At 72.2% G+C, this 24,361-nt stretch carries 19 protein-coding genes; 9 read left to right on the top strand and 10 right to left on the bottom strand.

Annotation, left to right across the window (positions count from 1 at the left end):
- Nucleotides 1–182 precede the first annotated feature (182 nt).
- The gene (locus VFW71_14535; GenBank protein HEU5003976.1) at nucleotides 183–1,145 is read right to left on the bottom strand and encodes a TIGR03557 family F420-dependent LLM class oxidoreductase; all 963 of its coding nucleotides are present in this window, start codon (nucleotides 1,143–1,145) and stop codon (nucleotides 183–185) included.
- 320 nt (nucleotides 1,146–1,465) lie between these two features.
- Between VFW71_14535 and VFW71_14530 the strand changes: the two genes are divergently transcribed.
- From VFW71_14530 to VFW71_14515, 4 genes are read left to right on the top strand one after another with little or no spacing between them, the layout of a single operon-like run.
- Nucleotides 1,466–1,801, top strand: coding sequence for an STAS domain-containing protein (locus VFW71_14530; protein HEU5003975.1), 336 nt, complete (start codon nucleotides 1,466–1,468; stop codon nucleotides 1,799–1,801).
- A complete protein-coding gene (locus VFW71_14525) occupies nucleotides 1,798–2,259 on the top strand; it encodes a helix-turn-helix transcriptional regulator (protein HEU5003974.1) in 462 nt (153 codons plus the stop codon). The genes VFW71_14530 and VFW71_14525 overlap by 4 nt, the downstream gene beginning before the upstream one ends.
- 60 nt (nucleotides 2,260–2,319) lie before the next feature.
- Nucleotides 2,320–3,330, top strand: a complete 1,011-nt coding sequence (locus tag VFW71_14520) for an inorganic phosphate transporter (protein HEU5003973.1) — start codon at nucleotides 2,320–2,322, stop codon at nucleotides 3,328–3,330.
- Nucleotides 3,327–3,950 carry a DUF47 family protein gene (locus VFW71_14515; protein HEU5003972.1) on the top strand — a complete coding sequence of 208 codons (624 nt, stop codon included), beginning with the start codon at nucleotides 3,327–3,329 and terminating at the stop codon, nucleotides 3,948–3,950. Before VFW71_14520 ends, VFW71_14515 begins: the two co-directional genes overlap by 4 nt.
- Before the next feature lie 99 nt (nucleotides 3,951–4,049).
- Here VFW71_14515 and VFW71_14510 read toward each other — a convergent pair whose 3' ends face one another.
- Nucleotides 4,050–6,083 (bottom strand): ATP-dependent helicase, encoded by a 2,034-nt coding sequence (locus tag VFW71_14510; protein ID HEU5003971.1) that lies wholly within the window; start codon nucleotides 6,081–6,083, stop codon nucleotides 4,050–4,052.
- 193 nt (nucleotides 6,084–6,276) lie between these two features.
- Here VFW71_14510 and VFW71_14505 point away from each other — a divergent pair, with 193 nt between their 5' ends.
- From VFW71_14505 to VFW71_14490, 4 genes are all read left to right on the top strand, one after another.
- Nucleotides 6,277–6,861, top strand: coding sequence for a phosphatase PAP2 family protein (locus VFW71_14505; protein HEU5003970.1), 585 nt, complete (start codon nucleotides 6,277–6,279; stop codon nucleotides 6,859–6,861).
- Nucleotides 6,862–6,863: 2 nt separating this feature from the next.
- Nucleotides 6,864–7,397 (top strand): Chromate resistance protein ChrB, encoded by a 534-nt coding sequence (locus VFW71_14500; protein HEU5003969.1) that lies wholly within the window; start codon nucleotides 6,864–6,866, stop codon nucleotides 7,395–7,397.
- Complete coding sequence (locus tag VFW71_14495; GenBank protein HEU5003968.1) at nucleotides 7,342–8,562, top strand: VTT domain-containing protein; 1,221 nt, start codon at nucleotides 7,342–7,344, stop codon at nucleotides 8,560–8,562. Before VFW71_14500 ends, VFW71_14495 begins: the two co-directional genes overlap by 56 nt.
- A 553-nt stretch (nucleotides 8,563–9,115) precedes the next feature.
- Entirely contained in the window at nucleotides 9,116–12,463 is a 3,348-nt protein-coding gene (locus tag VFW71_14490; GenBank protein HEU5003967.1) for a SpoIIE family protein phosphatase, read from the top strand.
- A gap of 351 nt (nucleotides 12,464–12,814) precedes the next feature.
- Here the strand turns inward: VFW71_14490 and VFW71_14485 are convergent, their stop codons facing one another.
- The 7 genes from VFW71_14485 to VFW71_14455 all read right to left on the bottom strand — a co-directional run bounded on the left by VFW71_14485 (nucleotide 12,815) and on the right by VFW71_14455 (nucleotide 21,276).
- Nucleotides 12,815–13,699: a methyltransferase domain-containing protein gene (locus VFW71_14485; protein ID HEU5003966.1), complete on the bottom strand. Its 885-nt coding sequence runs from the start codon at nucleotides 13,697–13,699 to the stop codon at nucleotides 12,815–12,817.
- Nucleotides 13,700–13,746: 47 nt separating this feature from the next.
- Nucleotides 13,747–14,901, bottom strand: a complete 1,155-nt coding sequence (locus VFW71_14480; GenBank protein HEU5003965.1) for an alkaline phosphatase family protein — start codon at nucleotides 14,899–14,901, stop codon at nucleotides 13,747–13,749.
- Nucleotides 14,902–15,049: 148 nt separating this feature from the next.
- Complete coding sequence (locus tag VFW71_14475) at nucleotides 15,050–16,678, bottom strand: ATP-binding protein (GenBank protein ID HEU5003964.1); 1,629 nt, start codon at nucleotides 16,676–16,678, stop codon at nucleotides 15,050–15,052.
- Between the two features lie 13 nt (nucleotides 16,679–16,691).
- Nucleotides 16,692–17,378, bottom strand: coding sequence for a response regulator transcription factor (locus VFW71_14470; protein HEU5003963.1), 687 nt, complete (start codon nucleotides 17,376–17,378; stop codon nucleotides 16,692–16,694).
- 91 nt (nucleotides 17,379–17,469) lie between these two features.
- Nucleotides 17,470–18,624, bottom strand: a complete 1,155-nt coding sequence (locus VFW71_14465; protein ID HEU5003962.1) for a trypsin-like peptidase domain-containing protein — start codon at nucleotides 18,622–18,624, stop codon at nucleotides 17,470–17,472.
- Nucleotides 18,625–18,864: 240 nt separating this feature from the next.
- The gene (locus VFW71_14460) at nucleotides 18,865–19,698 is read right to left on the bottom strand and encodes a zinc metalloprotease HtpX (GenBank protein HEU5003961.1); all 834 of its coding nucleotides are present in this window, start codon (nucleotides 19,696–19,698) and stop codon (nucleotides 18,865–18,867) included.
- An 84-nt stretch (nucleotides 19,699–19,782) separates the two neighbouring features.
- Nucleotides 19,783–21,276: a glycosyltransferase 87 family protein gene (locus VFW71_14455; protein HEU5003960.1), complete on the bottom strand. Its 1,494-nt coding sequence runs from the start codon at nucleotides 21,274–21,276 to the stop codon at nucleotides 19,783–19,785.
- A 339-nt stretch (nucleotides 21,277–21,615) separates the two neighbouring features.
- On the opposite strand from VFW71_14455, the gene VFW71_14450 reads away from it, so the two are divergent.
- Nucleotides 21,616–23,562, top strand: a complete 1,947-nt coding sequence (locus VFW71_14450) for a hypothetical protein (protein ID HEU5003959.1) — start codon at nucleotides 21,616–21,618, stop codon at nucleotides 23,560–23,562.
- Here VFW71_14450 and VFW71_14445 read toward each other — a convergent pair.
- Nucleotides 23,489–24,319: an FAD:protein FMN transferase gene (locus tag VFW71_14445; GenBank protein ID HEU5003958.1), complete on the bottom strand. Its 831-nt coding sequence runs from the start codon at nucleotides 24,317–24,319 to the stop codon at nucleotides 23,489–23,491. The two genes, VFW71_14450 and VFW71_14445, sit on opposite strands and share 74 nt — an antisense overlap.
- Between the last annotated feature and the right edge of the window lie 42 nt (nucleotides 24,320–24,361).

Genomic DNA, 24,361 nt, shown 5'->3' with positions numbered 1-24,361 from the left:
GTCCACTCCGAGCGGCGGCCGGACTCGCCCTGGCGGATCAGGAAGATCGAGGACATAGCGCCTCGCTCTGAGCAGTCTGTGAGTTTTGAGGGTGCTATACGGAACTGAGCACTCACAGACTGCGCGGAGGGTCTGGGCAATCGATCGGCGGCTCGCCGGCGCCTCCCCGGCCGGGGCCTTGGCTAGTCCGCCAGGCCCTCCAGGCGCGGGCGGAGCTCCCGGGCGTAGAAATCGAGGAAGCCGGCCTGGTCGTCGCCGATCTGGGTGACGAAGATCTCGTCGAAGCCCGCCTCGACATAGCGGGTGATCGCCGCGACGTGGCGTTCCGGATCCGGCCCGCAGGCGATCCGCTCGGCCACCATGTCCTCGCTCACCAGCGCAGACGCCTGCTCGAAGTGCGCCGGGACCGGCAGTTCCTGGGCGAGTTCGCCCGGGACCCCGGTGGTGCGCCACCGTTCATGGGCCAGCTTCCGGGCGGCGCCCTCGTCGGCGCCCCAGCACACCTTCAACGCTGCGAGGGTCGGGCCGCGCCCGCCCGCCTGGCGGTACTCACGGATGGAGTCGGCGTCCGGCTTGGTGGTGACGTAGCCATCGCCGATCCGCCCGGCGAGCGCAGTCGAGTGCGGCCCGAAGCCCGAGACGAAGACCGGGGGGGCCTCAGGCGGGCATGAGTACAGCCGGGCCTTCTCGACGGTGTAGTGCGGGCCGTGATGGGTCACCCACCGCCCGCTCCACAGCTCCCGCATCACCTCGACCGCCTCGGCCAGCATGTCCAGCCGGGTGTCCGTGGGCGGCCAGCGGTCCCCGAGGATGTGCTCATTCAGGGCTTCCCCGCTGCCGACGCCGAGCGCGAACCGGCCCCGGGCCAGGAGTGCGGAGGTGGCGGCCGCCTGTGCCACGATCGCCGGGTGCAGGCGTACGGTGGGGCAGGTGACCCCCGTGACGAGCCGCAGGTCGGTGCTGGCGGCCAGGGCGCCGATGACGCTCCACACGAAGGGACTCTCGCCCTGGCTGTCCAGCCATGGATGGTAATGGTCTGAGATCATCACCGACCGGAAGCCGACCGCCGCCGCGCGCTGGCCCGCCTCCACCTGGGCGGTGGGGCCGAGCTCCTCGCTGGAAAGCATGAATCCGATGTCAGGCATGGGTTCGCCACCTTTCGTCTCGCCACTCGTGTCGCCTCTTCCTGCCTATTGGTGGCTACCCAGTCCGAGCGGAAAGAAGCGCGGCTCGAGGGGTTTCGACGAGAACAGACCGCGATGTGGTGACGCTGGTCGCTTCGGCGCTCCGGCTGCCGATGGGCGCAGCCCAAAGCCTGCGCGGGCGGACCTGAAGTTCCTCAGAAACTCCCCTCAACCCCGATATTTGCGCTGCGAGCGAGCGTGCGCTATCGTACTCCGCAACATGTCAGACGTCAGACAGGTTTCAGGCGGTAGTTCCAAGCCCAGCGGCCGGCGTCCGTGACATGTTTGGCGTAGCGGGGAGCGAGCCCGGGTTCTTCACCCTCAGCGGGGAGCTGGACATGGCGGTCGAGGACCAGCTGCGCACCGCGCTGTCCGGGGCGGGCGACCACGATGCCCGGGGGATCATCCTCGACGTCAGTGACCTCACCTTCATGGACAGCCGCGGCCTGTCGGTCATCCTTGAGACCGCTGCGGCCCTGCAGGCGCCCGCGCAGCTCGTCCTGCGCAACCCCCGGGAGAGTGTTCGCCGGCTGTTCGAGATCTGCTTGCCCACCGGACATCCCCGTCTCCGCATCGAGCCGGCCGAAACCGCCGTACCGGCCCAGGCCGAGGCATGAGTGCTGGGGGAGGGACCCTGGCCGAACCCATCTCGCTCGCTGACCGGCTGAAGGCACGCCGGGACACCCTCGGGATCAGCCAGGCGCAGGCGGCCCGTGAGCTCGAAGTCGCCCGGACGGCCTACCGGCTCTGGGAGTTGGAGGCCGCCCGCCCGGCACCCGACCGGTGGCGTCTGCTAGCGCGCTGGCTGGGCGTGTCGATGAGCACGCTCATGCTGTCGGCCGGGCTGATCAGCGAGGAGGAGGCTCAGGTCCAGGCGGATGCGGCCGAGCGCTTCCGGGGCGAGACCGGTGCGGGCATGGACGACTTTGCCCAGCAGTCCGGTGGGGACTTCTTCCGGCAGGCCCAGTCCGTGCTCGACAGGAGCATCGAGCGGGGCGTGCTGACCGCGGCGGAGGCGGGCCAGTTCCGGGACATGTTCGAACGGGTCCGCCGGGGGCTGGCCTCCAGCCGCTGAGCCCAGCACTCCCGCAACCCTCCCCCCGGTGGGGGCACTGAGCCAGGGAACACTGCCGCTATGGTCGGGCGTGCCTGCACGATTGCCGCAGCGCTGGGGCTGGCCGCGCTCCTGGGGACTGCCGACGCCCCGAATGCCGCCGCCGCACTGATCTCGGCGGGCTCCCGGTCCTACTGGCGGGTGGTGGCCTGGGCCATCCTCTGGCATCTCGCCGGGGGACTGCTGGCCGGCTCCGCCGTCGCCGCTACGCTCCTCCATCTGGTCCACGTCCCGCCCCACCTGCTCCAGCCCACGCTGGCCACCGGGTGCGTCGCCGCCATCGGCTTCACGGAGCTCACCACCCGCCGGGGGATCCCCACCAGCGCGAGTGTCGGGCTGGTGGGCGGCCTGGCGGGGGCCGGCCTGGTTGCCGGCGGCTGGCACGCAGTCGAGTGGGGAGGGCTCCGCGGGTTGCGGCTGGTGGGGGTGAACGGCGTCCTGGCCGGCATCGTCCTGGCCCCCCTCCTCGGTGCCGGCGTAGCCGCTCTGCTCGCCGGGCCCGCCCGGGCGCTGGCGCAGCGGCTGCGGCGCCGGTTGGTCGGGGCAGTGCGGGGCGGGGTGTGGCTCGCCTGCGCGGCAGTCGCTCTGGCCGACGGGAGCAACGATGGGCAGAAGGCCATGGCCGTGCTCGCCGTAGGAGCGGGCGGCTCCGGGGTGGCGGGCGCGGCCCACGGACTGTCGCTCGCCGATCGGGTGCCGGTGGCCGTGGTGCTCGCCTTGGCCGCGGGCCTGACCGGCCGCCGGATCGTGCGCCGGGTGGCGCGCGGGCTGGCGCCCATCGATGCGATGAGCGGTCTCGCCGCCCAGACCGCATCGGCGGCGGTGATCCTGGGCTCGGGAGCGCTCGGGCTGCCGCTGTCCACCTCGACGGTGGTCGCCTCGGGCATGGTGGGCGTGGCGACCCCCCGCCGCCGGCGGCATGTGCGCTGGCGGGGCGTGGGGGCCATCGTGGCGGCCTGGATGGTCACGGTCCCGGCGTGCGCCTTGCTGGGTGCCGGGCTCCTGGCAGCGTGGCGGGCGGTGGCCGGATGAGCGGGTCCTGGTGGGAGCGGCTGCTGCGCGCGGCCACCCCCGACGTCCTCGGCCTCCTGGTGGTGCAGAGCCGGGTCAGCGTCGAGGCCGTCGATGCCCTCGCCGAGTGGTCCCAGGGCGGGGACGAAGAGGCAGCCCGCCGGGTGGGCGACCTCGAGCACCGCGCCGACGACGCCCGCCGAGCCCTGGTCGATGGGTTGCAGGGGGTACTCGCCAGCCCGGTCAACCAGGAGAACCTCTACGTGATCTCCGAGCGCTGCGACCGCGTGGTCAACGCCGCCAAGAACCTGGTCCACCAGGCCGAGGCCCTCACCTGGGCGCCGGACGGGTTCGCCGCCGAGATGGCCGACCCCATCCAGAAGGCCATGACCTCAGTCTGCTCGGGCATCGAGCACCTGGGTCATGCCCATGAACAGGCCGCCCGGGCCGCGAGTGAGGCCATCAAGACCTCGCGGGGCGTCGAGCACGCCTACCGCCGGGCCGTCGCCGACCTGGTGGAGGGGAGCGACCTGCGCCGGGCCCTCGCCTCCGGGGAGATCTACCGCCGGTACGCCGACACCGGCCTCCTGGTGGCGGCGACCGCCGACCGGTTGTGGTTCGCGGTGCTGGCCGAGGGGTAGGCCCCACATCGCCGGCGAGCTCGGCGCTGGCAGTCCGCAACGGCACCACGCACACCGCTGCCGCACAGCTGGCGCCCCTCCCGGCCCACGCGCCTCGCCCTACTGCCACAGCCTCGCCAGCTCCCGGTCCAGCCGTTCGATGGCCGGCCGGGACACCTCGTGGCCCAGCCCCGGCCCGTCGTCCGGGGCCGCCGCCGGGGAGAAGCCGTCCGCCAGGCACGCCAGCACCGCCGGCGTGAAGAACCGGGTGACCTGGCTGTAGCCGTGGCCGTCCTCCAGGCCGAAGCGCCGGTGGTGGTAGCGCAGCGGGACATAGCAGTACAGGTGGTTGCGCGCCCGGGTCATGGCGACGTACAGCAGGCGTCGCTCCTCCTCGATGGCCTCCGCATCGCCGGTGGCGAGGTCGGACGGCACATTGCCGTCGGCCAGGTGGATCACGTGCACCACGTCCCACTCGCAGCCCTTCGCCGAGTGGATGGTGCTGATGGTGATGTAGTCCTCGTCCAGGTGCGGCGGGCCGGCCAGGTCGCTGGTGGAGGCCGGTGGGTCCAGGGTCAGCTCGGCGAGGAACTGGCGCAGCGTCCCGCCCGAGGCCGACGCCGCCAGCGTGAGCTGCTCGAGGTCCGCCCGGCGGGCGTCCACATCGCTGTAGCGCCGTTCCAGCAGCGGATCGAGCCACAGGCGCACCCGCTCCACCGCCGCCCCTGCCCGCTCGGCCCCCACCGTCGACGCCTCAGAGACGGCGGTCCCCAGGGCAGCGGCCAGGTCCCGGCTGGCGTCGGGCAGCGGGGAGGTCGCCAGGGCCGCCAGCGGGTGCTGCGAGCCCACCAGGGCGTCGGTGATCCGCCGGGCTGAGACCGGCCCGACGTCGTCCAGGAACTGCAGGACCCGGAACCAGGCCAACTCGTCGTGCGGGTTCTCGGCCAGGCGCAGGAGGCACATCAGGTCCTTCACGTGCGCCGCCTCCAGGAACCGCAGGCCGCCGTACTTGACGAAGGGGATGTTGCGGGCGGTGAGCTCCAGCTCCAGGAGATCGCTGTGGTGGGCGGTGCGCACCAGGACGGCCTGCGCCCGCAGCGGGGTGCCCTGCTCGAAGTGGGCAAGGATGGCGGCGCACACCTGGCGGGACTGGTCGCCCTCGTCGCTGCAGCGGTGCAGGGCGGGCCGGGCGCGGTCGGCCCGGGCGGACCACAACTCCTTGGGGTGGCGCTGGGCGGCCGCGGCGATCACCGCGTTGGTGGCGGCCAGGATCGACGGCGTCGAGCGGTGGTTCTGCTCCAGGATGACCACCTCGGCGCCGAAGCGGGCGGGGAACTCCATGATGTTGCGGTGGGTGGCGGCCCGGAACGAGTAGATGGCCTGGGCGTCGTCCCCGACGGCGGTCAGCCGGGCACCTCCCCGGCACATCGCCTCCAGGAGGTCGGCCTGCAGCGGGTTGGTGTCCTGGTACTCGTCCACGAGGATGTGGTCGAACTGCGCCTGCAGCAGCGCGGCGACATCGGGTACCTCGAGCAGGGCGCCCCAGCACAGCAGCAGGTCGTCGTAGTCCAGCACGCCGCTCACCCGCTTGCGGGCGGTGTAGGCGGAGAAGGCCCCGGCCATCTCGTCCCGCTCCTCGGCGCACCACGGGTAGTGCGCCCGGAGGAGGTCGGTGAGCGGCATGCGGGCGTTCAGGCAGCGGCTCAGGATGTCGGCCAGTGTCTCCTTGCGTGCCCGGCGGCGCCCGGGACCGTCGCCTGCGGCCATCTCGTCGCGCACCAGGGCCAGGAGGTCGGCGGTGTCGGAGCGGTCCATCACCGTGAACTGCGGGGCGACGCCGATGGCCCGGCCGTGGCGGCGCAGCAGCCGGTTGGCGATGGCGTGGAACGTCCCTCCCCAGGCGGCGGCGGCCACGTCCTGGCCCGCCACCTGCCCGGCGCGCTGCAGCAGCTCGCTGGCCGCCCGCCGGCTGAAGGTGAGGAGCAGGATCCGTTCGGCCGGGACGCCGCTGCGCACGAGGTGGGAGAGCCGTGCGGTCAGCGTCGTGGTCTTGCCGGTCCCCGCGCCGGCGACGATCAGCAGGTGGCCCCCGGTGTAGGCCGCCGCCGCCCGCTGGGGCGGCGTGAGGTCGGGGACGGGACGGTCGAGGAACATGTGTTCGCAGGATAGCAAACGCGGCGGTGGCCGGGGAAGCGCTCAGCCACTTGGCTCGTGTCCGAGGGCGCGGGAGCTCGAGGGCTGTGCGGTAACGATTGCTACACTGCTCGTCGTAACATACCCCCCGGGGGGAGAGCGCCCGTGGCCGGGAGCAATGGGGCCCCGGGCCAATGGAGGAGGGGTCGGTCCCTTGGATACCTCGATGTACCGGTGGTTCAACGCCCTGGCCCTGAAGTCCGGGTGGGCGCACGCTCCGGCGGTCGCCTACGCCAAATACGGTGTCGCTGCCTTCGCGGTGCTCCTCGCCGTCGGTTGGCTGCGGGCCCGCCCGAGCCCCGACCCCGCCAGCCGGCTCAGTGGAGTTTGTTGGGCCGGGGCGGCGGCATTGGTGGCGTTGGCTCTCGGCCAGCTGATTGGCCATGCGATCAGGCGACCCCGCCCCTATGCGGTCATTGCCGGGGCGCACGTCCTGATCTCCCGCACCAGTGATTTTTCCTTCCCGAGCGATCACGCACTGGTGGTGGGCGCCGTTGCCGCGGGCCTGCTGCTGGTGGACCGCCGGCTTGGCATCCTGGCCGCGGTCCTGGCGGTGGCGATGGCGGTGACCCGGGTGTACGTGGGAGTCCACTACCCGGGCGACGTGCTCGCAGGCCTTGCGATCGGGGCTGGGGTGGCGGTTCTCGGGGCGCGGCCGGCGTCCTGGCTCCTGGTCCCGGTGCTGCGCCGGGCCATGGCTTCCCCCGCCCGGGCGCTGGTCACCTCGAGCCGCAGCTGAGCGTGGCTGAACCCGCGTGGCGGTTGGTGACCTACCGGCTGGCCGCTGAGCCGTCGCGCCACCGGGTCGCGGTGTGGCGGGAGCTGCGCCACGCCGGCGCGGTGGCCCTCCAACAGGCAACCTGGGCCGTGCCGGCGGGCGAAGGGTTCGACGAGGCCGTCGACCGTGCGGTGGCGTTGGTCGATCGGGGCGAAGGCACCGCATTCGTCTTCGACGTTGTCCCTTCGGCCGAGACCGGTCCGGCTCTCGTGGCGGTGTACTCCCAGGCTCGGGAGGAGGAGTGGATCGAGTTCCTCGCCGAGTGCGACAAGTTCGCCGGCGAGATCGCCGGCGAGATCGCCAAGGAGAAGTTCACCCTCGCTGAGCTTGACGAGGAGGAGCACAACCTGGAGCGGCTCCGGCGCTGGCACCGCCAGATCCGCGCCCGCGATCTTTTTGGCGCCCGCTCGGCGCAAGCAGCCGAACGCCGGCTGAAGGCCTGTGTGGAGGCGCTCGAGGACTACGCCCAACGAGTCTTCGACGCCCGGGGGCGCTGAGGATACGGCCGCCATCACCGATCACATCCTGGGCCTGCGGGGATGGGCAGCCCTGGCGGTGGTGTTCGCCGTCCCCGCCCTGGAGTCCTCCGCCTTCGTCGGGTTCCTGTTCCCCGGCGAGATCGCCGTCCTTCTGGGCGGGGTGCTCGCCTACGAGCACCGGATCAGCCTGATCGGGGCCATCGGGGCGGCAGTGGCCGGTGCGGTCATCGGTGACTCGATCGGTTACGAGATCGGCCATCGCTGGGGCCGGCGCGTCCTGGACGGGACCCTTGGCCGGCTGGTCAACGCGGAGCACCTGGACCGGGCGGAGCGCTACCTGGCCACCCGGGGGGGCAAGGCCGTCTTCCTCGGGCGCTTCACCGCGGCGCTGCGGGTGCTGGTCCCGGGCATGGCCGGCATGGCGGGGCTTGACTACCCCACCTTCCTGGCCTACAACGCCGCCGGCGGTGCCCTGTGGGCGACCGGCTTCAGCCTGCTCGGCTTCGCCGCCGGCAAGAGCTGGCGCACCGTGGAGCATGTGGCCAAGCGGGCCAGCTTGGTCCTCCTGCTGGCCGCGGTTCTGGTCGGTGCTGTGGTCCTGGCCGCGCGCTGGGCGATCTCCCACCAGATGGCCATCCGGGCCTTCGGGGCACGCCAACTGGAGCGCCCGTGGCTTGTCCGGGGACGGCAGCGCTACCGGCGCCCGCTCGACTTTCTGGCTGCCCGGCTGCAACGGGGGCCCGCACTGGGGCTTTCGCTGACCATTTCGCTCGCCGTGGTCGGGCTGGTGGGCTGGGGCTTTGGCGCTATTACCCAGGATGTCGTCGCCGGCGACGACGCCGCGCGCCTGGACCGGCCCATCCTTGCCTTCTTCGTCCGCCATCGGGAGCCCTGGCTCACCAGCGCCATGCGAGCCATCTCCTACCTCGGCTCGGGCTGGGTCCTGGCACCGGCGATCGCGGTCGTGGGCCTGGTGTGGTGGGCCCGCCGGCACCGGTGGCGTCCCGGCGCCCTCCTGGCGGGCGCCTACCTCGGCTCACTGGGACTCTTCGAGCTCGTCAAGCAGCTGGCGCGCCGGCCCCGCCCTCCGGCGCTGCTGAGCGTGGGTCATTTTGCCGGTTACTCGTTTCCCTCCGGGCACGCCACCCAGGCCGTGGCGGTGTGGGAACGGCGGCGGCCCTGATCGCCGGGGTTGCCCCCCATTGGGGCGCCAAGGTGTGGGTATGGGCGGCCGCCGGGCTGGTCGCGCTGCTGGTCGGGCTCTCCCGGGTGTACCTCGGGGCCCACTGGCCAACGGATGTGGTTGGCGCGTGGGCCCTAGGTGCGTTGTGGACCGCGGCACTGCTCTCCGCCGCCCAGGCTTCCCGGACCACAAGCGAAACCACCGGCCGGCAAGCCTCCCAATGGCCGGAGAAAAAAATCTGAATCGAATCGCTGGTCTACTCCTCGCACCGGGCGCCGGGCGACGTACAGGTAGGCCGTCACCCGTGCCCATGCCCGGCCGATGCTCAGGCCCTCGCCCGGCGTCTACCTCCAGGCCGCGAGCACGCCGCCGCTCCTCGGCGCCGCTCTGGCGGAGGGGATAGCTCGGGTTACGAGGATGTCGGTACCGTCAGCCTGATGGCGGTCAGGATGCTTGACCAATGTCCGCGGGGCCATCCCTCGGGGCACAGCGGGCGGCCATGGCGGCGGCTCTAGAATGCGACGCCCGAGCTTCCCTGTCCGGAGGGTGTGGCGTGTCGGTACCGAGTGGACTTCCCAGGCATCTCACGGTCCCGCACCTCGAGGCCGTCCTCGACGCAACCGGGGACGGGATCCTGGTCCGGGGGCCGGACGGCCGGCTCCTGTGGGGCAACGCCGAGGCGGCCCGCCAGCTCGGTATGACGATCGAGGAGCTCCAGGCTGCGCCGGTCGATGAACTGGCGGCCCGCTACGAGGTGTTCGACGCCGCGGGCAGCCCCTATCCGCGGCACCAGTTCCCCGGGCGGCGGGCTCTGAGCGGGGACCCCGGCCCGCTCGAGGTGCTCCTGCGCTTCCGCTTCCCGGGGGCGGGGGCCGACCGGTGGGCCCTCGTGCGGGGCCAGCGGCTCACCGGGCCCGCAGGCGAGGTCCTGGGATCGGTCACCGTCTTCCGCGACGTCACCGCCCGGCAGGAGGCGGTCACTGCCCAGCAGGCGATGGAGGATCGCCTGGAGTTCCTGGCGTCACTCGGCCCGCAGCTCCTGGCCACGTCCCTCGATGCCCGGGGCGTGCTGGAGCTGATCGCCGACTTCGTCGTCCCCCGGCTGGCGGACTACTGCTCGGTCCGGGAGATGCGCGACGACGGCACGGCGAGCCGGGTGGCGCTCCGCCACGCCGATCCGGCGAAAGCGGCGGTGCTCACCGCCCTCGAGCGCTACCCGCCCTGGACCGGGGCACTGATCGCCGACCAGATCCAGGCGGGCCTGCCCTACCTGGCCCCCGAGCTGCCCCGCGAACTCCTGGAGAAAGCAGCCGTGGACGAGGAGCACCTGCGCCTGCTCGAGGCGCTGGACCCGGGATCCCTGGTGGCGGTCCCGGTGCGCGCCCGCGACCGCACGGTCGGGATCATCGCCGCCCTGGCCAGCCGCACGAGCCGGCCCTTCGACCGGGCGGACGTCCTGCTGATCCAGGACCTGGCCCGGCGTGCCGGGTTGGCGATCGATAACGCCCGCCTGTACGCCCAGGAGCAGCGCGCCCGGGCGCAGGCGGAGCGCGCCCGGGCGGAGCAGGCCTTCCTGCTGGAGGTGAGCACGCTCCTGGCGGCGTCCCTCGACTTCGGGGTCGGCCTCGAGCGTCTCGCCGGCCTCGTGGCCGGGCACCTGTGCGACATCTGCGTCGTCGATCTGCAGGACCTGGCCGACGGCACCATCCGCCGGGTGGCCGCAGTGGCCGCAGCCCCCGAGGATCAGCCGATCGCCGATGTGCTCCGCGAGCGCTTCGCCCCGGATGCCGGCGGTAACCATCCAGCGGTGCAGGCCATGCGCACCGGCACGGCCCAGTTCTCCGGGGAGGTGACCGAGGTGTTCCTCGCCGGTGCCACCCGGGATGCCGACCACCTGCGCCTGGTCCAGGAGTGGGGCTTCTGCTCGTATCTGTCGGTGCCCCTGGCCGCCCGCGGGCGCATGTTGGGAGCCCTGACGCTGATGGCCGCCCGCCGATCCGGGCGGAGCTACGCAGCCGCCGATCTGGCCCTGGTCGAGGACCTCGCCCGGCGGGCCGCGCTGGCCCTGGACAACGCCCGGCTGTACCAGGAGACCGAGCTGCAGGCCATGCTGCTCGACTCGCAGAGCGACGCCGCCATCGAAGGCGTGCTGGTGGTGTCGCCGGGCGGCCGGGTGGTGTCCCACAACCGCCAGTTCGCCGAGATGTGGGCCGCCCCCCGCGCGATCCTGGAAGCTGGCGACGCCGATGCCCTGCTGCGCCTGGTCGCCAGCCAGGTCGCCAATCCCATCGCTTTCGAACGCCAGGTCCGCCAGCTCCGCACCGACCGGACCGTGCGCTCGCGCGACGAGCTCGACCTCCGGGATGGGCGGGTCTTCGACCGCTGGACCGTCCCCCTCTTCGGGGCGGACGGGGTGCACCGGGGCCGGGCCTGGTACTTCCGGGACGTGACGGCTTTCAAGCTGGTGCAGGAGGAGCGGGCGCGGCTGTGGAGGGCGGAGCGGGCGGCCCGCCTCGAGGGCGACGCCTCGCGGGCCGGGCTGCAGTTCCTCCTGGAGGCCAGCACGCTGCTGGCCGGGTCCCTCGACGTCCACTTGGCGCTGGCCGGCTTGGCCGACCTCGTGGTGACGGGCCACGGCCGGATGTGGGCCCACCGCTGCGACATCGACCTCGTCGGGGTGGGGGGCGTGCTGGAACGCGTCGCCTCGGCCGGCCCCAGCGCCACCTACGATGGCAGCCCTCTCCCGCCGGGGCATCCGCTGTGCCCAACCGACGGCCTCCCGGCGCATGTCATCCGCACGGCCGCAGCCGTCTCGCTGCCCGAGGCCGACGGCTCCCCGGCCCGGCTCCCGTACGGGGAGCGCGAGACGCTGGCGGGCTACGGCATCGGTGCCTACGTCGGGGTCCCGTTGGTCGCCCGGGGGCAGGTGATCGGTGCCATCGGGCTCGCCCGGGGGCTGGGGGAAGCCGGCGCCTACAGCGCGGTGGACATCGCCCTGGTCCAGGACCTGGCCCGCCGGGTGGCGCTGGCCCTGGACCATGCCCACCTGTTCGACGCCCAGCGCCACATCGCCGTCACTCTGCAGGCGAGCCTCCTGCCCCCGGCCCTCCCGGAGATCCCCGGGGTCGAGCTGGCGTCCCGCTACCGCTCGGCGATCGCCACCTCCGAGGTCGGGGGCGACTTCTACGACCTCTACCCGGCGGGCGCCGAGGCCTGGGCAGTCGTCATGGGCGACATCTCCGGGAAGGGCGTGGAGGCGGCGGCGCTGACCGCGATGGCCCGCTACACGGTGCGGGCGGCGTCCAGGGAGCACCGCCAGCCCCGGGAGGTCCTCTCGCTGCTGAACCAGGCGATGCTCGAGGAACAGTCGAGCGGGCGCTTCCTCACCATCGCCTTCGGGCGCCTGCGCCGCCGGGAGGGGACGTGGCGCCTCACGGTGGCGTGTGGCGGGCACCCCCCGCCCCTGCTGCTGCGGGCGAACGGGACGGTGGAGACCGCCGGGCGGCCGGGGACGCTGCTGGGCTTCGTCCCGAACCCCGACCTGCCGGAGAAGGTGAATGCCCTCGGCCCGGGCGACGCAGTGGTCTTCTATACCGACGGCCTCACGGATGTGCGGGGGCCAGGGGGGACCTTCGGGGAGGAGCGCCTCCGGGCGGCGCTGGCCGAATGCCGGGGCGAACGCGCCGAGGTCATCGCGGGCCGCCTGGAGACCGAGGTACTGGCCTTCCTGAGCGGCGAGGCCCGCGATGACCTCGCGTTACTGGTGCTTCGGGTATCGCCCGACGTGCGGGGCGCTCTCAGTGGTGCTGGGTCACCAGCGGTACCAGCGGCGCTCGGGGCCGTGGGCCACGAGGCCGATGAGCCAGATGGCGAGCGCGATGACGGCGACGATCCACAGTAGGTGCAGGGTGAACCCCAGCCCGAACAGCAGCAGGGTGATGATGGCGAATACTACGAGCAAACCCATCGGATCTCCTTCCGTCTTGTTCAAGGGCGGACGCATTGGTCCTGATTTGTCCCGCCTTACCGACCTTCAATCATGATGATTATGCTTCCCGGGCCAAACGAGTCATCCCGGTCCTGGTGCTCCTGGCTGCCGACGCTCATTGCGAGACATTGACCGCAAGCACACTCCTTTCGCTCTCAGCTACGGCAGGAGGTTTACCCGGGGAAATGCACGGTTAAACCCGCCGTAAGGGCGTGCTCGGGAGAGGCTAAGCTGCCGGTGGAGACGGTGCTGGGGGCTGGGGCTCTAGCCCTCGAGCGGGCGCCGGGCGGAGGTGTGCTTCGCCACCCAGAGGCCGGCCTTGTAGCCCCGCCAGGCGGCGATCGACCCGGTGACGTTGGTGTGCTGCACGTCGCTGCGGATGTGGAGCTTGTGGAGCACGGTGGCGCCCGGGAGGGCGGCCATGCACATCCAGTACAAGCGCCGCCCGGAGCGTACCCCAGCGGCGGTGACGTCCTCCATGTGCACTTCGGAGAAGCCGGCCTGGGAGACCCAGGTGAGGAAGCGCTCTGCGGTGGGGAGCCGGCGCATGGCCCAGGCGGCCTGCCATTCCTGGACAAGAGCCTCCTCCTCCGGGGTGGCCGGCGTCCGGGCCTCGTAGACGTCGCGCACGATCATCCGACCCCCGGGCTTCAGCACCCGGTAAGCCTCCCGGAGAAAGTCCCGCTGGTCGGGGCTGTGGGCCACGCTCTCGCACGCCCAGACGACGTCGAAGGTCCCGTCGGGGAACCCGGTGGCTTTGTAGTCCCGGTGAAGGATCTGCACCCGGTCGTCCAGGTTCCGGGCCTTGACGAAACCCCGGGCGAGACCGACCTGCTCGGGCGAGACATTCACCCCCACAACCCTCGCCCCCCGCTCCGCCGCCATCCAGATCGACGACCCGCCGACGCCGCAGCCGGCGTCGAGCACGTAGTCCCCCGCACGGATGTGCACGGCGTCGGCCATGACTTCGTTGGTCCGCAGGAGGGCCTGGGCGTGGGTGCGCACCCCCTCGTCCCAGGTGCCGAAGTGCAGGCCGAGCACCTTGCGCCCGCCCATCCACAGGAAGCGGTAGTCGGCCCAGCACTCCCGGTAGTAGCGGGCGATGTCCTGCTGGTGGGCGTCGAGTTCGATTTCGGTGACCGGCTTCATCGCCGGCCATTGTCGCGGGTGTGCGGGCTTTCTGTGTCGGTTCCCCGTCAGGATCCGGTGAACAGGTCCCGCATGGCCGGCGACAAGGCGGCTGAGCCCAGCGGGGCCAGGCCCCAGGCGTCCTCGATGGTGCGCAGCAGCGAGTAGTGGTCGTAGCGCACCGAGGTCCGGTAGCCCGCCTTCACCGGGGCCCCGGCGGCGATCGTCGTGACCTGGCCCCCGGCCGCCCCGGGCAGGCCGCCGCCGGCATTGGAACTCCCCTCGTCGAAGGTGACGAACACCACCCCGCCCGGGCCGAGGGCCGACAGGATCTGCGGGACCAGGTTGTGGAGGTAGGCGTCCCCGTGGGCGATGGCGCTGCCGCCACACGAGTCGTGCATGTCGTCGCACAGGTTCGGGGTGACCCAGGCAAATCGCGGGAGCTGCCCGCTGGCAAGATCGGCGGTGAGCTGGGATGCCGGCACGACGTTGCCGCACCCGCTCGACACGATGCTGGGGTAGTAGACGAACGGGTCGTGGCGCACGGCGTAGTTCCCGCTGTCCGAGCGGGCGCACGGACCGGGGAGATCCTCCATGTAGCCCTTCCAGGAAATCCCCGCCCCGGCGAGTTGGTCCGCCAGCCCCGGTCGCGTGGCCTGGCAGCCCGGGCCGGGGTTGCAGTCCGAGCTGATACCGAAGGTCGAGCCCCCGCTGAGGGCGAGGTAGTTGGGCAGGGAGGGGTGCGAGATGGCGTAGTACTGCGTCGCCAGCGCTCCCTGCCCCGCCAGGCTGTTGATGTACGGGGCGTTGGCGTTGCCGATGATCGATCCGTACTCCTCGTTCTCCATGAGGATCACCACAACGTGGCTGAAGTTGGGCAGCCCGACCGTCGGGACGGCGTAGGTGGCCGCCGGTGCCGGCGACGGGGCTCTGGCGGTGGTCTGCGCCGGGCTCGAGGGCTGGGCTGGCGACGTCCCCGGCTGCGAGGCGGAGCCGGTTTGCGGGGAGGGGATGGTGATCGACGTATCGGTGGCCGAGGGCGTCGCTGCGTCGGTGCCGGTCGGGGTGACCCTGCCCGTCGCCGGGGCGGTGCCGGAGGGCGTCGCCGTCGATCGGTGGCCAACGGGCTTCGACCCACCGCAGGCGGCGGCGACGAGTGCGACGAGGCTGAGGAGGGCGACAATGGCCACGCGGGCGGTGGCCGGGCGCCGGGGGAGCAGCATTGCGATCCATGATCCCGACGCAGCCTTGGCCTGGGCTGTGACGGCGGTCGGGGTGGCCTCGGGGGTCCCGCAGGGGACCTCGATCTTTCCTAAACGATCACATCGGCCCACGCCTACCCGGCTCCAGGCCCGCCCCGGCCGCAGCCGGTCAGGCCCGGGTCTTCGTGCCGGGCGCTCGGAGGCCCTCGGCGCCGTTGGCGGGCAGCCACTCGGACGGCGGCAGCCCGGGGGCGATCGGCGGCAGCCCGGGCGGCCCGGTCGCCGTCTCCGGCGGCTGGCTCCCGTTCCCCGGCGCCGGCCCGGGCCCGCCGGTGGCCGTCTCCGGTCCTGTCTCTTCGCCATCGTCGTCGGCCATCGGCTCCGGCCGGGCGGCCTCCACCAGGGCGGGAAGGTCGATCCGGAACAGCGCCCCGCCCTCGGGCCGGTTGGTGGCGGACGCCAGCCCGCCGTGGGCGGCGGTGATGGCCGCCACGATCGACAGCCCCAGGCCCGAGCCGCCCCGGTCCCGGGAGCGGGAGGTGTCCGCCCGGTAGAAGCGCTCGAAGATCCGGGCGCCGTCGTCGGGGTCGATGCCGGGACCGCCGTCGGCCACTTCGAGGATCGCCCGGGCCGCCGGACCGGTGCCCACCTCCGCCACCGAAACCCATCCCGGCGTCCCCGCAGGGGTGTGGCGCCGGATGTTGGTGAGCAGGTTGTCGATCACCTGGCGCAGCCGGTCCTTGTCGCCCAGCACCTCCACCGAGCCGCTGACCGTCAACGTGATCGGCCGGTCCGGCTCAATGACCCGGGCGGCCTCGACCGCCTCGGCAGCCAGGGCGCCCAGGTCCACCGGGGCCTGTTCCAGAGCCCGCCCCTGATCGAGGCGGGTGAGCAGCAGCAGGTCCTCCACCAGCACGCCCATGCGGGCGGCCTCGGATTCGATGCGGGCCATGAGGCGGGGGAGGTCCTCGGGGTGGTTCTCGCCGCCCCGGCGGAAGAGCTCGGCGTTGGCCCGCACCGCCGCCACCGGGGTGCGGAGCTCGTGCGAGGCGTCGGAGACGAACCGGCGCAGCCGCTCCTCCGACGCCCGGAGCGCCTCCTCGGACCGGCGCTGCTCCTCGAATGCGGCCTCGATGCGCGCCAGCATGGCGTTCAGCGTCCGGCCGAGCCGCCCCACCTCGGTCCGCTCATCATCGACCGCCACGCGCTCGGTGAGGTCACTGGCGGCTATCGACTCGGCGGTGGTCTCGATCTCCTGCAGCGGGCGCAGGCCGAGGCGCACGAGCCAGGACCCGACCATCGCCGCCGCCAGCAGCACGGCGACGCCCACGAGGAGCTCCACGGTCACCAACCGGGCGAGGTCGTTCGCTTCGTCGGTGAGTGGGATGCCAACCACCATGGTGATGGTGGGGTCGAGCGCGGAGGCAGGTGCGGCAAGGACCCGGTACCGGGGCCAGCCCCGGCCCTGGGAGCGGAGCGTATGGGGCGTGGCGGTGGTGAGGTCATTGGCCACCGGCAAATTTGCCGGCAGGCTGGGGGGCGGGGTCTTGGGCACCAGGTTGGGTGCCTGCACGGGAGTGCCGTCAGCGTTCAGGTACACGACGTACACCAGGCCGAGAGCCACCGATCGATTTCGGAAATTAGCCTTCTGGAGGCTTTGGGCATCCGCGATGAGCTGAGCATCGACCTGGTGGAGCAGGAAGGAGCGAAACGCGATGTAGGTCGCCGTCCCCACCACGAACAGGCCGAGCGCGACGAGTACCAGCGAGGCTGCCAGCAGCCGGCCCCGCAGCGACATGGGTTCCCTTCCCTTAGTCTCCGGTGCGCAGGCTGTAGCCCACGAGGCGGATGGTGTGGATCAGCGGCGGGCCGAGGCGGTCCAGCTTCTTGCGCAGGTATGACACGAAGGTCTCCACGACGTTGTAGTCCCCGTTGAAATCGTAGTCCCAGACATGATCCAGGATCTGCGCCTTGGACAGGACCCGGCGCGGGTTCAGCATGAAGTAGCGCAGCAGGTTGAACTCGGTGGCGGTCAGGTGCACGGGCTGGCCGTTGCGGCGCACCTCGTGGGTCTCCTCATCGAGGACCAGGTCGGAGAACGTCAGCACCGACTCCGCCTTGGGGCCGCCCCGGGTACGGCGCAGGATCGCCCTCACCCGGGCCACCACCTCGGCCAGCGAGAACGGCTTGGTCATGTAGTCGTCGCCGCCCACCGTGAGCCCGGTCACCTTGTCCTCGGTGGCGTCCTTGGCGGTCAGGAACAGGATCGGGGTCCGTACCCCATCGTTGCGCAGCCGCCGGGTGAGGGCGAGCCCGTCGAGGTCGGGCAGCATGACGTCCAGGACGATGAGATCCGGCTTGAACGTGCCCGCCAGCTTCAGGGCCTCCCGGCCCCCCGCAGCTTCGGTCACCTCGAACCCCTCGTAGCGCAGTGCGGTGGAGACGGCGTCCGTAATCGACGGCTCGTCGTCGACAACGAGGACCCGGGCCTCGGTCATGTGTGCTCCCTCCCTGTGCTGTCAGCCTGCTGTGCAGTGTCGCGCCACTCCCTGTGATATCCCTGTGAACGGACTGTTGTCATGGTTAAGATCAGCTGCTGGCCGGGCGGGAGCCCAGGGTGGCGGTCAGGGTCTGCGACGCGCCGTTGCGCATGACGGTCAGCGTCAACTGGGTCCCCGAGTTGAACTGCTGGATGTCGCCCTGGGCATCGGTGGCGCCGGCCACCTTGGTGCCGTTGATGGCGGTGATGACGTCGCCCGCGTGCAGCCCGGCCGCCGCGCCCGGCGAGTTGGCGTTGACCGTCTGCACCACTGCGCCGCCGTTGTTGGGGGCGTCCTGCAAGTTGACCCCCAGGAACCCCTGGATGCTGGCGGGCACGGTGCCCTTCTCGAGGGACGGCAGCAGCGGCGTGATGCGGTCGATCGGGATGACGAAGGCCACGTTCTGGCCGTCGGTCGACACGGCGGTGTTCATGCCGATCACCTGGCCGTCGGCATCCACCAACGGGCCGCCCGAGTTCCCCGGGTTGATGGCGGCGTCGGTCTGGATGAGGTTGGTCAGCGTCTCCCGGCCCCCGGTGCCGTTATCGGTGGTGAGGGTGCGGTGGAGGGCCGAGATGATGCCCGTGGTGACGCTCGGGCCACCGGGGCTGAGGCCGAGGGCGTTGCCGATGGCCACCACGGGGTCGCCCACGAGGACGTCGGCGGACTTCCCGAGCGGGACGGGGGTGAGGGTGCCGGGGTTCTGGATCTGGACGACGGCGACGTCATCGATGGGGTCCGAGGCCACCACCTTGGCGGGGTAGACGTCGGTCTGGCCCACGGGCTGGACCGTGATGCTGCTGGCTGCCGCCACCACGTGGGCGTTGGTGAGCACGAGCCCCGAGGCGGTGAGCACCATGCCGGTGCCCTGCCCGACCGCGGTCGTCCCGCCCCCGCCCGGGGCCGGGGCGAAGTCGGTGATGAACACGACGCCGGGCTCGACGGCCCGGAGCACCGAGCGGATGTCCAGCTTGGGGGCGGTGCCCGAGGGGGGATTGATGGCGCCCGCCGGGCCCGGGGTGGCCGTCGGGGTGGCGTTCTGCACGGGGAGGGCACCGGCGCCCGCGGGCTGCGCACCTGTGGTGACGACGGTGGCGTGGGTGAGGGCGCCGCTCCACAGCACGGTCGCGGCGATCACCAGCCCGGCGAGACCGCCGCCGAGGTAGGGCAGCCAGCGGTGCTGCCGCATCCACGCTCCGGTCACGGCCTGGATCCCTCCTGGGTGGGGTGGTGTTCTGCTGGCACCTCTTCTAATGCCACCGCGACATCGTCGCAGGGCGGCCTGAGGTCACCGTCAGCATTCCCTGTGACCTCCCTGTGGAACCGCCCGGGTGTAATGGCCCCCGGCCGAGTTGCGGCGCGCGCGTGAGCCAGCACCACTTCCGGAGTTTTCTGTGACGCTGAACCACCTATATGGTGGTTCATGCTCACAAGAATGGGGGGGCTACCTCGCCCACTGCCCGGAGCGCAGCCGGGCGATGCGGTCGGCGGTGGCCGGGTGGGTGCGGAACAGGTTGCCGAAGGCCATCTTGCGCCCGGTCAGCGGGTTGACGATGAAGGCCTGGGCGGCGGCCGGCGGCACGTTCATCGGCACCGCCCGCACGCCGTGCTCGATCTTGGCCAGGGCCGAGGCGAGGGCCTCGCCGTCGCCGATGAGCCGTGCCCCGGAGCGGTCGGCCTCGTACTCCCGGCTGCGGGTGAGCGCCAGCTGGAGCAGGAAGGCGGCGACCGGGGCCAGCAGGAACATCGCCAGCATGCTCAGGGCGTTGTTGCGCCGCCCGCCGCCGAAGAGAAAGCCGATGCGGGTGACCCACAGGATGCCCATGGCGGCGGCGGCCGCCACCGAGCCGATGAGGATGTCGCGGTTGCCGACGTGGCTGATCTCGTGCGCCAGCACACCCCGCAGCTCGTCCCAGGTGAGTGCCTGGAGGATGCCCTGGGTGACGGCGACCGCGGCGTGGCTCGGGTTGCGCCCGGTGGCGAAGGCGTTGGGCTGCGGGGAGGGCGAGACGTAGAGGCGGGGCATCGGCAGGCCGGCCCGCTGGGTCAGTTCCCGGACCACCCGGTAGTATTCGGGCATCTGCTCCTCGGTGACCGGGATGGCGTGGGCCGCCCGGATGGCGATCCGGTCGGAGAACCAGTAGGAGCCGCCGGTGAAGGCGATGGCGAGCAGGAGGCCGACGCTCGCCCCGGCGCTGCCGCCGATCAGCGACGCGATCAGCACGATCAGCCCGCCCATCGCGGCGAGCAGGACGTAGGTCTTCACGGTGTTCTTCATGGCTCTCGATCCATTGCTCTCGACCTCCGAGGCTCTCGATCTCCGAAACGATGGTGCCCTGCTTGGGTTCCGTTGTGCGTGCCCTCAGTGTGCGGCGGGCAACTGTGAATCCTCTGTGGGGATCAGCCGAGACGGGACCAGGCACACGATGATCAGCAAGGCGAGGACCGCCGGGCTGGCGGCGCTGCGTAGGGCGGTGGTGATCCCGGCCAGACCGGCGGGCAGCGGGACCACCCGCCCGGGCAGATAGGCGAGCGCCAGGATGCCACTGTGGGCCAGCAGGATGCGGTGGTAGCGGGACACCGGCAGGAGGGCGAGGAGGGCCCAGGGCACGGCGTCGTACCAGCCGAGGACGTAGGCGGCGCCCAGGGTCCAGGCCAGGGTGAGCACGAGGGCTGCCCGGGCGGCCTCCGTGGTCTGCGTGGTCTGCGTGGTCTCGGAGGCGGCGGGCGGCAGGTCCCGGGCGAGCCGCACGGCCAGCCACACCATCAGGGCGGCGGACCCCACGGCCACGGTGGCGGTAGCCGCCGGGTGGCCCACGGTGTGCTGCAGGAGTGAACGCAGCGGCCGCCAGGGCGTGCCGACCGAGACCAGGCTGGACGCCCGGCGGGCCTGGTTGAAGGCGTGGAGGCCGACGATGGCGTACCCGGCGGCCACCAGGATGGCGGCAGCGGCCACCAGGCCACCCCGGCGCCGACCCCGGGCCGCCCAGGCCCATCCCACCAGTGGGAGGGCGCCGGTCAGCTTGACCAGGGTCCCCGCCCCCCCGATGACCCCTGCCCACAGCGGCGACCGCCGGAAGAGGGCGAGGCCGCCGGCCACAGCCAGCACCACCAGGGCGTCGACGTGGCCCCCGGCCACCACGAGGAGCAGGACGACGGGGTTCAGCAGGAGGGCGAGGAGGGCCTTGCGGCGGCGGTCCTCGTCGGCCCCCGCCACCCCGAGGAGCAGTGCGCCGGCCAGGGCGAAGGCGGATCCGTTGGCGAGGTCGAGCAGGCCGACCGCCCGGCGCCGGTGGCCGCCGGCGAGGGACACCATCGCCTGCTCCTCCCAGGTGGCGAGCGGCCCGTAGATGCTCGGGGTGGCCTGCCAGGGGGCCTCCACTGCCCGGGCGTAGGGGTCGTGGGGCAGCGACGCCGGGACGGTGGTGTAGGGGTCGAGGCCCCGGGCGGCGATGTGGCCGTAGGCGGCGTAGCTGAGGACGTCGGCCGAGGCCACCGGCGGGACCACGACCAGCAGCCCGGTGGCCACCAGGCCCCCCGCCAGGAGCTTCCTCGGGGAAGGGGCCCAGCCGCCTCCGACCGCCGCCCACGCCAGTGCGGTCCCGGCGACGCCGGCGACGACCGCCAGCGCCAGGAGGGCGGTAACCAGCCAGGCCGAGGGGTGCAGGTTCCCGCCGATGGGGAAAGCCCCGGGCGGGAGCGGGATGACGGCTGCACTCGGCCCCAGGAGTGCGGTGGCCACCACGAGCGCCACGGCCGCGGCGATGAGGGTCAGGGCGACCCGGCCCCTGACCTGGGCGAGGCGGGCGGGCGGCCCGGCGGGCTGAGACGTGTGTGCGCCGATGAGCGAGGACAATATCGGCGGCCCGGGCCCGGGGCACCTGCGAGCCCGGTTGGCCCCCTGCCGCCGTGGGAGAGGTTCACCGGGGACGTGGGGGACTTCTGTCCCGGCTAGCGGAACATTTGTCCCCCACCTCGAGGCGGGACCACGGCGGCCGCCGGGCGGGGTTGGGTACTTTTGCTGGAGGAATACGGCAGGTGACCACGCGGGCTAGGTCGTCCTAATCCCCCGAGGTGACTATAAATATCTCCCATTCGGGTGCCGACACTAGCTGTGGGCAGTTTGTCTGGACCTTTACGGGAGCGTGCCACCATGCCGGTTGAACGAGACGAAGAGCGGTTTGCTCGCGCGCTGATGGCGGTGCGTGGCTGTCCCCGGTGCGGGCGCAAACTCCGCAACGGGCGGTGCCCGGACGACGACTGCGCCGCCCGGGGCGACGCGGTGGGTGCCCAGGCGCCCTCGCTCTCGTTCCGGGATGCCCCTCCCGCCACCGGCGGGCCGCTCAGCTGGCGGGCCGAGCACGCCGCCCCCGGCGGGCCGGTGCCGGCCGAGCTCAACGGCTTCAAGACCGCCCAGCTCTTCCAGTCGCCACCGATGGAACCCGCTGGGCCACCGGGTACTGGCCCCCAGTCGCCCGACCCGGCCGCACCCGGGATCCCGCCCTACCTCAGCCCGGCGTACGCCGGCTCGGTGTACGAGGCGTCGCCCTACCGCCCGGCCGGGAACTTCCCTGCCCCGCCGGCCCCTCCGTATCAGCCCCCGTACCACCCGCAGGGACCGGGCTGGCCCCCTGCTGGTGGCGGCGGCCCCCAGATGCCGGGCTGGCCCCCGAACCTGCCCCGCCGGTCGCCCGAGCAGCAGCGCCGGGACAAGCGCATCGGCTTCATTCTGGGGACCGTGGCCCTGGTGCTCATCATCGGCCTGGTGTCCGTGCTGACCTTCAACCACGGCAGCCTGAGCTTCAAGGCGGCGCCCAAAGCGTCCCCCCAGCCCACCTTCCCGGCCAGCTGGGACGCCCGGGTGCTTCCCGAGGTCGGCTTCGTGCAGCAGGACCGCGGCCTGACCTTCAAGCACCCGGTGGCGGTGAGCTTCCTGTCCGATGCCGACTACGTCAAGCAGATGCAGAGCAGCGGGGACAACTCGGGACCGAACCTGGATGCCCAGGAGACCGGGCTGTTCCGGGCGGTGGGCCTGATCCAGGGCAGCGCCGACCTGAACGATGCCAGCAACAAGCTGGCGGACGACGGCACCGCCGCCTTCTACGACAGCACCACCAAGCAGGTGTACGTGCGGGGCACCGACCTGACGTTGGACGTCAAGGTCACCCTGGTGCACGAGCTGACCCACGCCGTGCAGGACCAGTACTTCGATCTGAGCCGGGGCGACTCGATGATCAACTCGGGGGCGCAGGAAGGCTTCCAGGCCCTGGTCGAGGGCGACGCTGTACGGGTCCAGAACGACTACGTCGACACCCTGCCCTCCACCGACCAGGCCCTCTACGAGCAGCAGGACCAGGCCGCCTCCGACGCCGCGCAGCAGAGCCTGACGTCGGTGCCGCCGGCGATGCTGGAGCTGTTCGGCGCCCCGTACGAGCTCGGCCCCGAGCTGCTGAAGGTGCTGGTCAACGAGAACGGCAACGCCTCCGTCGACAGCGCCTTCCGCAACCCGCCCTCCACCGAGCTGCAGTACTTCGACCCCTGGGTCTTCGTCGCCCAGACGCCGGCTGCGCACGTGGATCAGCCCGCCGCCCCCAAGGGGACGAAGAAGTTCGACAACGGTGACTTCGGTGCCATGAGCTGGTACGTGGTGCTGACCCAGCGGATCGCCCCGGCGGTGGCCCTGCCGGCCGCCGACGCCTGGGCGGGAGACGCCTATGTCGGCTACACCGAGAACGGCAAGTCGTGCATGGCAGCGACGGTGGCGGCCACGCCCACCGGCCTTCCGGCGATGACCACCGCCTTCACCCAGTGGGCGCAGGCGATGCCGGCGGGCTCGGTGACGGTGACCCCCGACCCGGCCGGTATCAAGGTCACGGCGTGCGATCCGGGCACCGCGGCCGGCGTCGCCCCGGTGGCCACCGCCCAGGATGCGCTCGTCGTGCCCGTCACCCGCACCGAGTTCACCATCGGTGTCCTCGCCGGCGGTGCCCCGCAGGCGTTCGCCCGGTGCAGCGGCACGAAGGTGGCGGAGGGCTTCAGCGAGCAGCAGCTCGAGGACCCGTCGTACTTCACCTCCCGGGCGGGGCTGACCAAGGTCGCTCAGGTGGTGGCTCCCTGCCGGTCGGCGGCGGGCCTGTCGTAGCGGCACCGGCCGCAGGGGGGAGCCCGGGGGCGATACCGGCGAACCCGGGCGTCCACCAGGCGAAGCCCCCGGCGTCGATCACGTAGCTCTCGTAGCCCTCGGTGGCCGCCAGCTCGGCGAGCCACCCGGGGGCGGCGAGACCCATCGCCAGGGCAGCCGTGGCGTAGGCGTCGGCCAGGGCCAGATCAGCCCCGACGATGGTGACCGAGGCCAGCGCGGTGGCGGGGCGGTTGGTGTGCGGGTCGTAGATGTGGTGGCCGCGCTCGTAGGTGCCGCTTGTGGCCACCGCCCCGTCGGTGATCTCCACCACAGTCGTCAGGGCGTCGGGGTGCAGCGGGTGGACGATGCCCACCCGCCACGGGTGCTGCCGGGTCCCACCACACACGGCAACATCGCCGCCCGCGTTCAGGCAGTGCCGGTCGACACCGTTGGCACGCAGCATCGCCGAGGCCTGCTGGGCTGCCCAGCCCTTCACCAGCCCCGACGGGTCGAGGGCGCCGGCGACCGCCCGGACGTCGAAGTAGCCGCCGGTCCGGGCCTTGAGATCCTCGCACCGGGCGAGGATCGACCGGACGTCGGCGCTGGCGCCGGCGAGGTCGAGGTCGCCCCGTTCCAACCGGCTGATCTCGCTGTCCCAGCGGTAGGTGCTGAAGATGGCGTCCACCCGGTGGAGCCAGTCGAAGGCCCGGCGCACGGCGGGGGAGGGGTCGGTCCGGGGACCGAAGGGGCGGACGTCGAGGGTGACGACGGTGCCCATGACCTCTTCGCCCCAATGGGTTGCTGATGAGGGGGCTCGGTT

This window comes from Actinomycetota bacterium, from assembly GCA_035765775.1.
In the GTDB taxonomy this organism is placed as follows: domain Bacteria; phylum Actinomycetota; class CADDZG01; order JAHWKV01; family JAOPZY01; genus DASTWV01.
This window is presented reverse-complemented; position numbering and strand designations above follow the sequence as displayed.

What these genes read in the sequence shown, in the direction of transcription:
- VFW71_14535 (HEU5003976.1), bottom strand. Translation starts at nt 1,145, where the DNA reads ATGCCTGACATCGGATTCATGCTTTCCAGCGAGGAGCTCGGCCCCACC.
- VFW71_14530 (HEU5003975.1), top strand. Translation starts at nt 1,466, where the DNA reads ATGTTTGGCGTAGCGGGGAGCGAGCCCGGGTTCTTCACCCTCAGCGGG.
- VFW71_14525 (HEU5003974.1), top strand. Translation starts at nt 1,798, where the DNA reads ATGAGTGCTGGGGGAGGGACCCTGGCCGAACCCATCTCGCTCGCTGAC.
- VFW71_14520 (HEU5003973.1), top strand. Translation starts at nt 2,320, where the DNA reads ATGGTCGGGCGTGCCTGCACGATTGCCGCAGCGCTGGGGCTGGCCGCG.
- VFW71_14515 (HEU5003972.1), top strand. Translation starts at nt 3,327, where the DNA reads ATGAGCGGGTCCTGGTGGGAGCGGCTGCTGCGCGCGGCCACCCCCGAC.
- VFW71_14510 (HEU5003971.1), bottom strand. Translation starts at nt 6,083, where the DNA reads ATGTTCCTCGACCGTCCCGTCCCCGACCTCACGCCGCCCCAGCGGGCG.
- VFW71_14485 (HEU5003966.1), bottom strand. Translation starts at nt 13,699, where the DNA reads ATGAAGCCGGTCACCGAAATCGAACTCGACGCCCACCAGCAGGACATC.
- VFW71_14480 (HEU5003965.1), bottom strand. Translation starts at nt 14,901, where the DNA reads ATGCTGCTCCCCCGGCGCCCGGCCACCGCCCGCGTGGCCATTGTCGCC.
- VFW71_14475 (HEU5003964.1), bottom strand. Translation starts at nt 16,678, where the DNA reads ATGTCGCTGCGGGGCCGGCTGCTGGCAGCCTCGCTGGTACTCGTCGCG.
- VFW71_14470 (HEU5003963.1), bottom strand. Translation starts at nt 17,378, where the DNA reads ATGACCGAGGCCCGGGTCCTCGTTGTCGACGACGAGCCGTCGATTACG.
- VFW71_14460 (HEU5003961.1), bottom strand. Translation starts at nt 19,698, where the DNA reads ATGAAGAACACCGTGAAGACCTACGTCCTGCTCGCCGCGATGGGCGGG.
- VFW71_14450 (HEU5003959.1), top strand. Translation starts at nt 21,616, where the DNA reads ATGGCGGTGCGTGGCTGTCCCCGGTGCGGGCGCAAACTCCGCAACGGG.
- VFW71_14445 (HEU5003958.1), bottom strand. Translation starts at nt 24,319, where the DNA reads ATGGGCACCGTCGTCACCCTCGACGTCCGCCCCTTCGGTCCCCGGACC.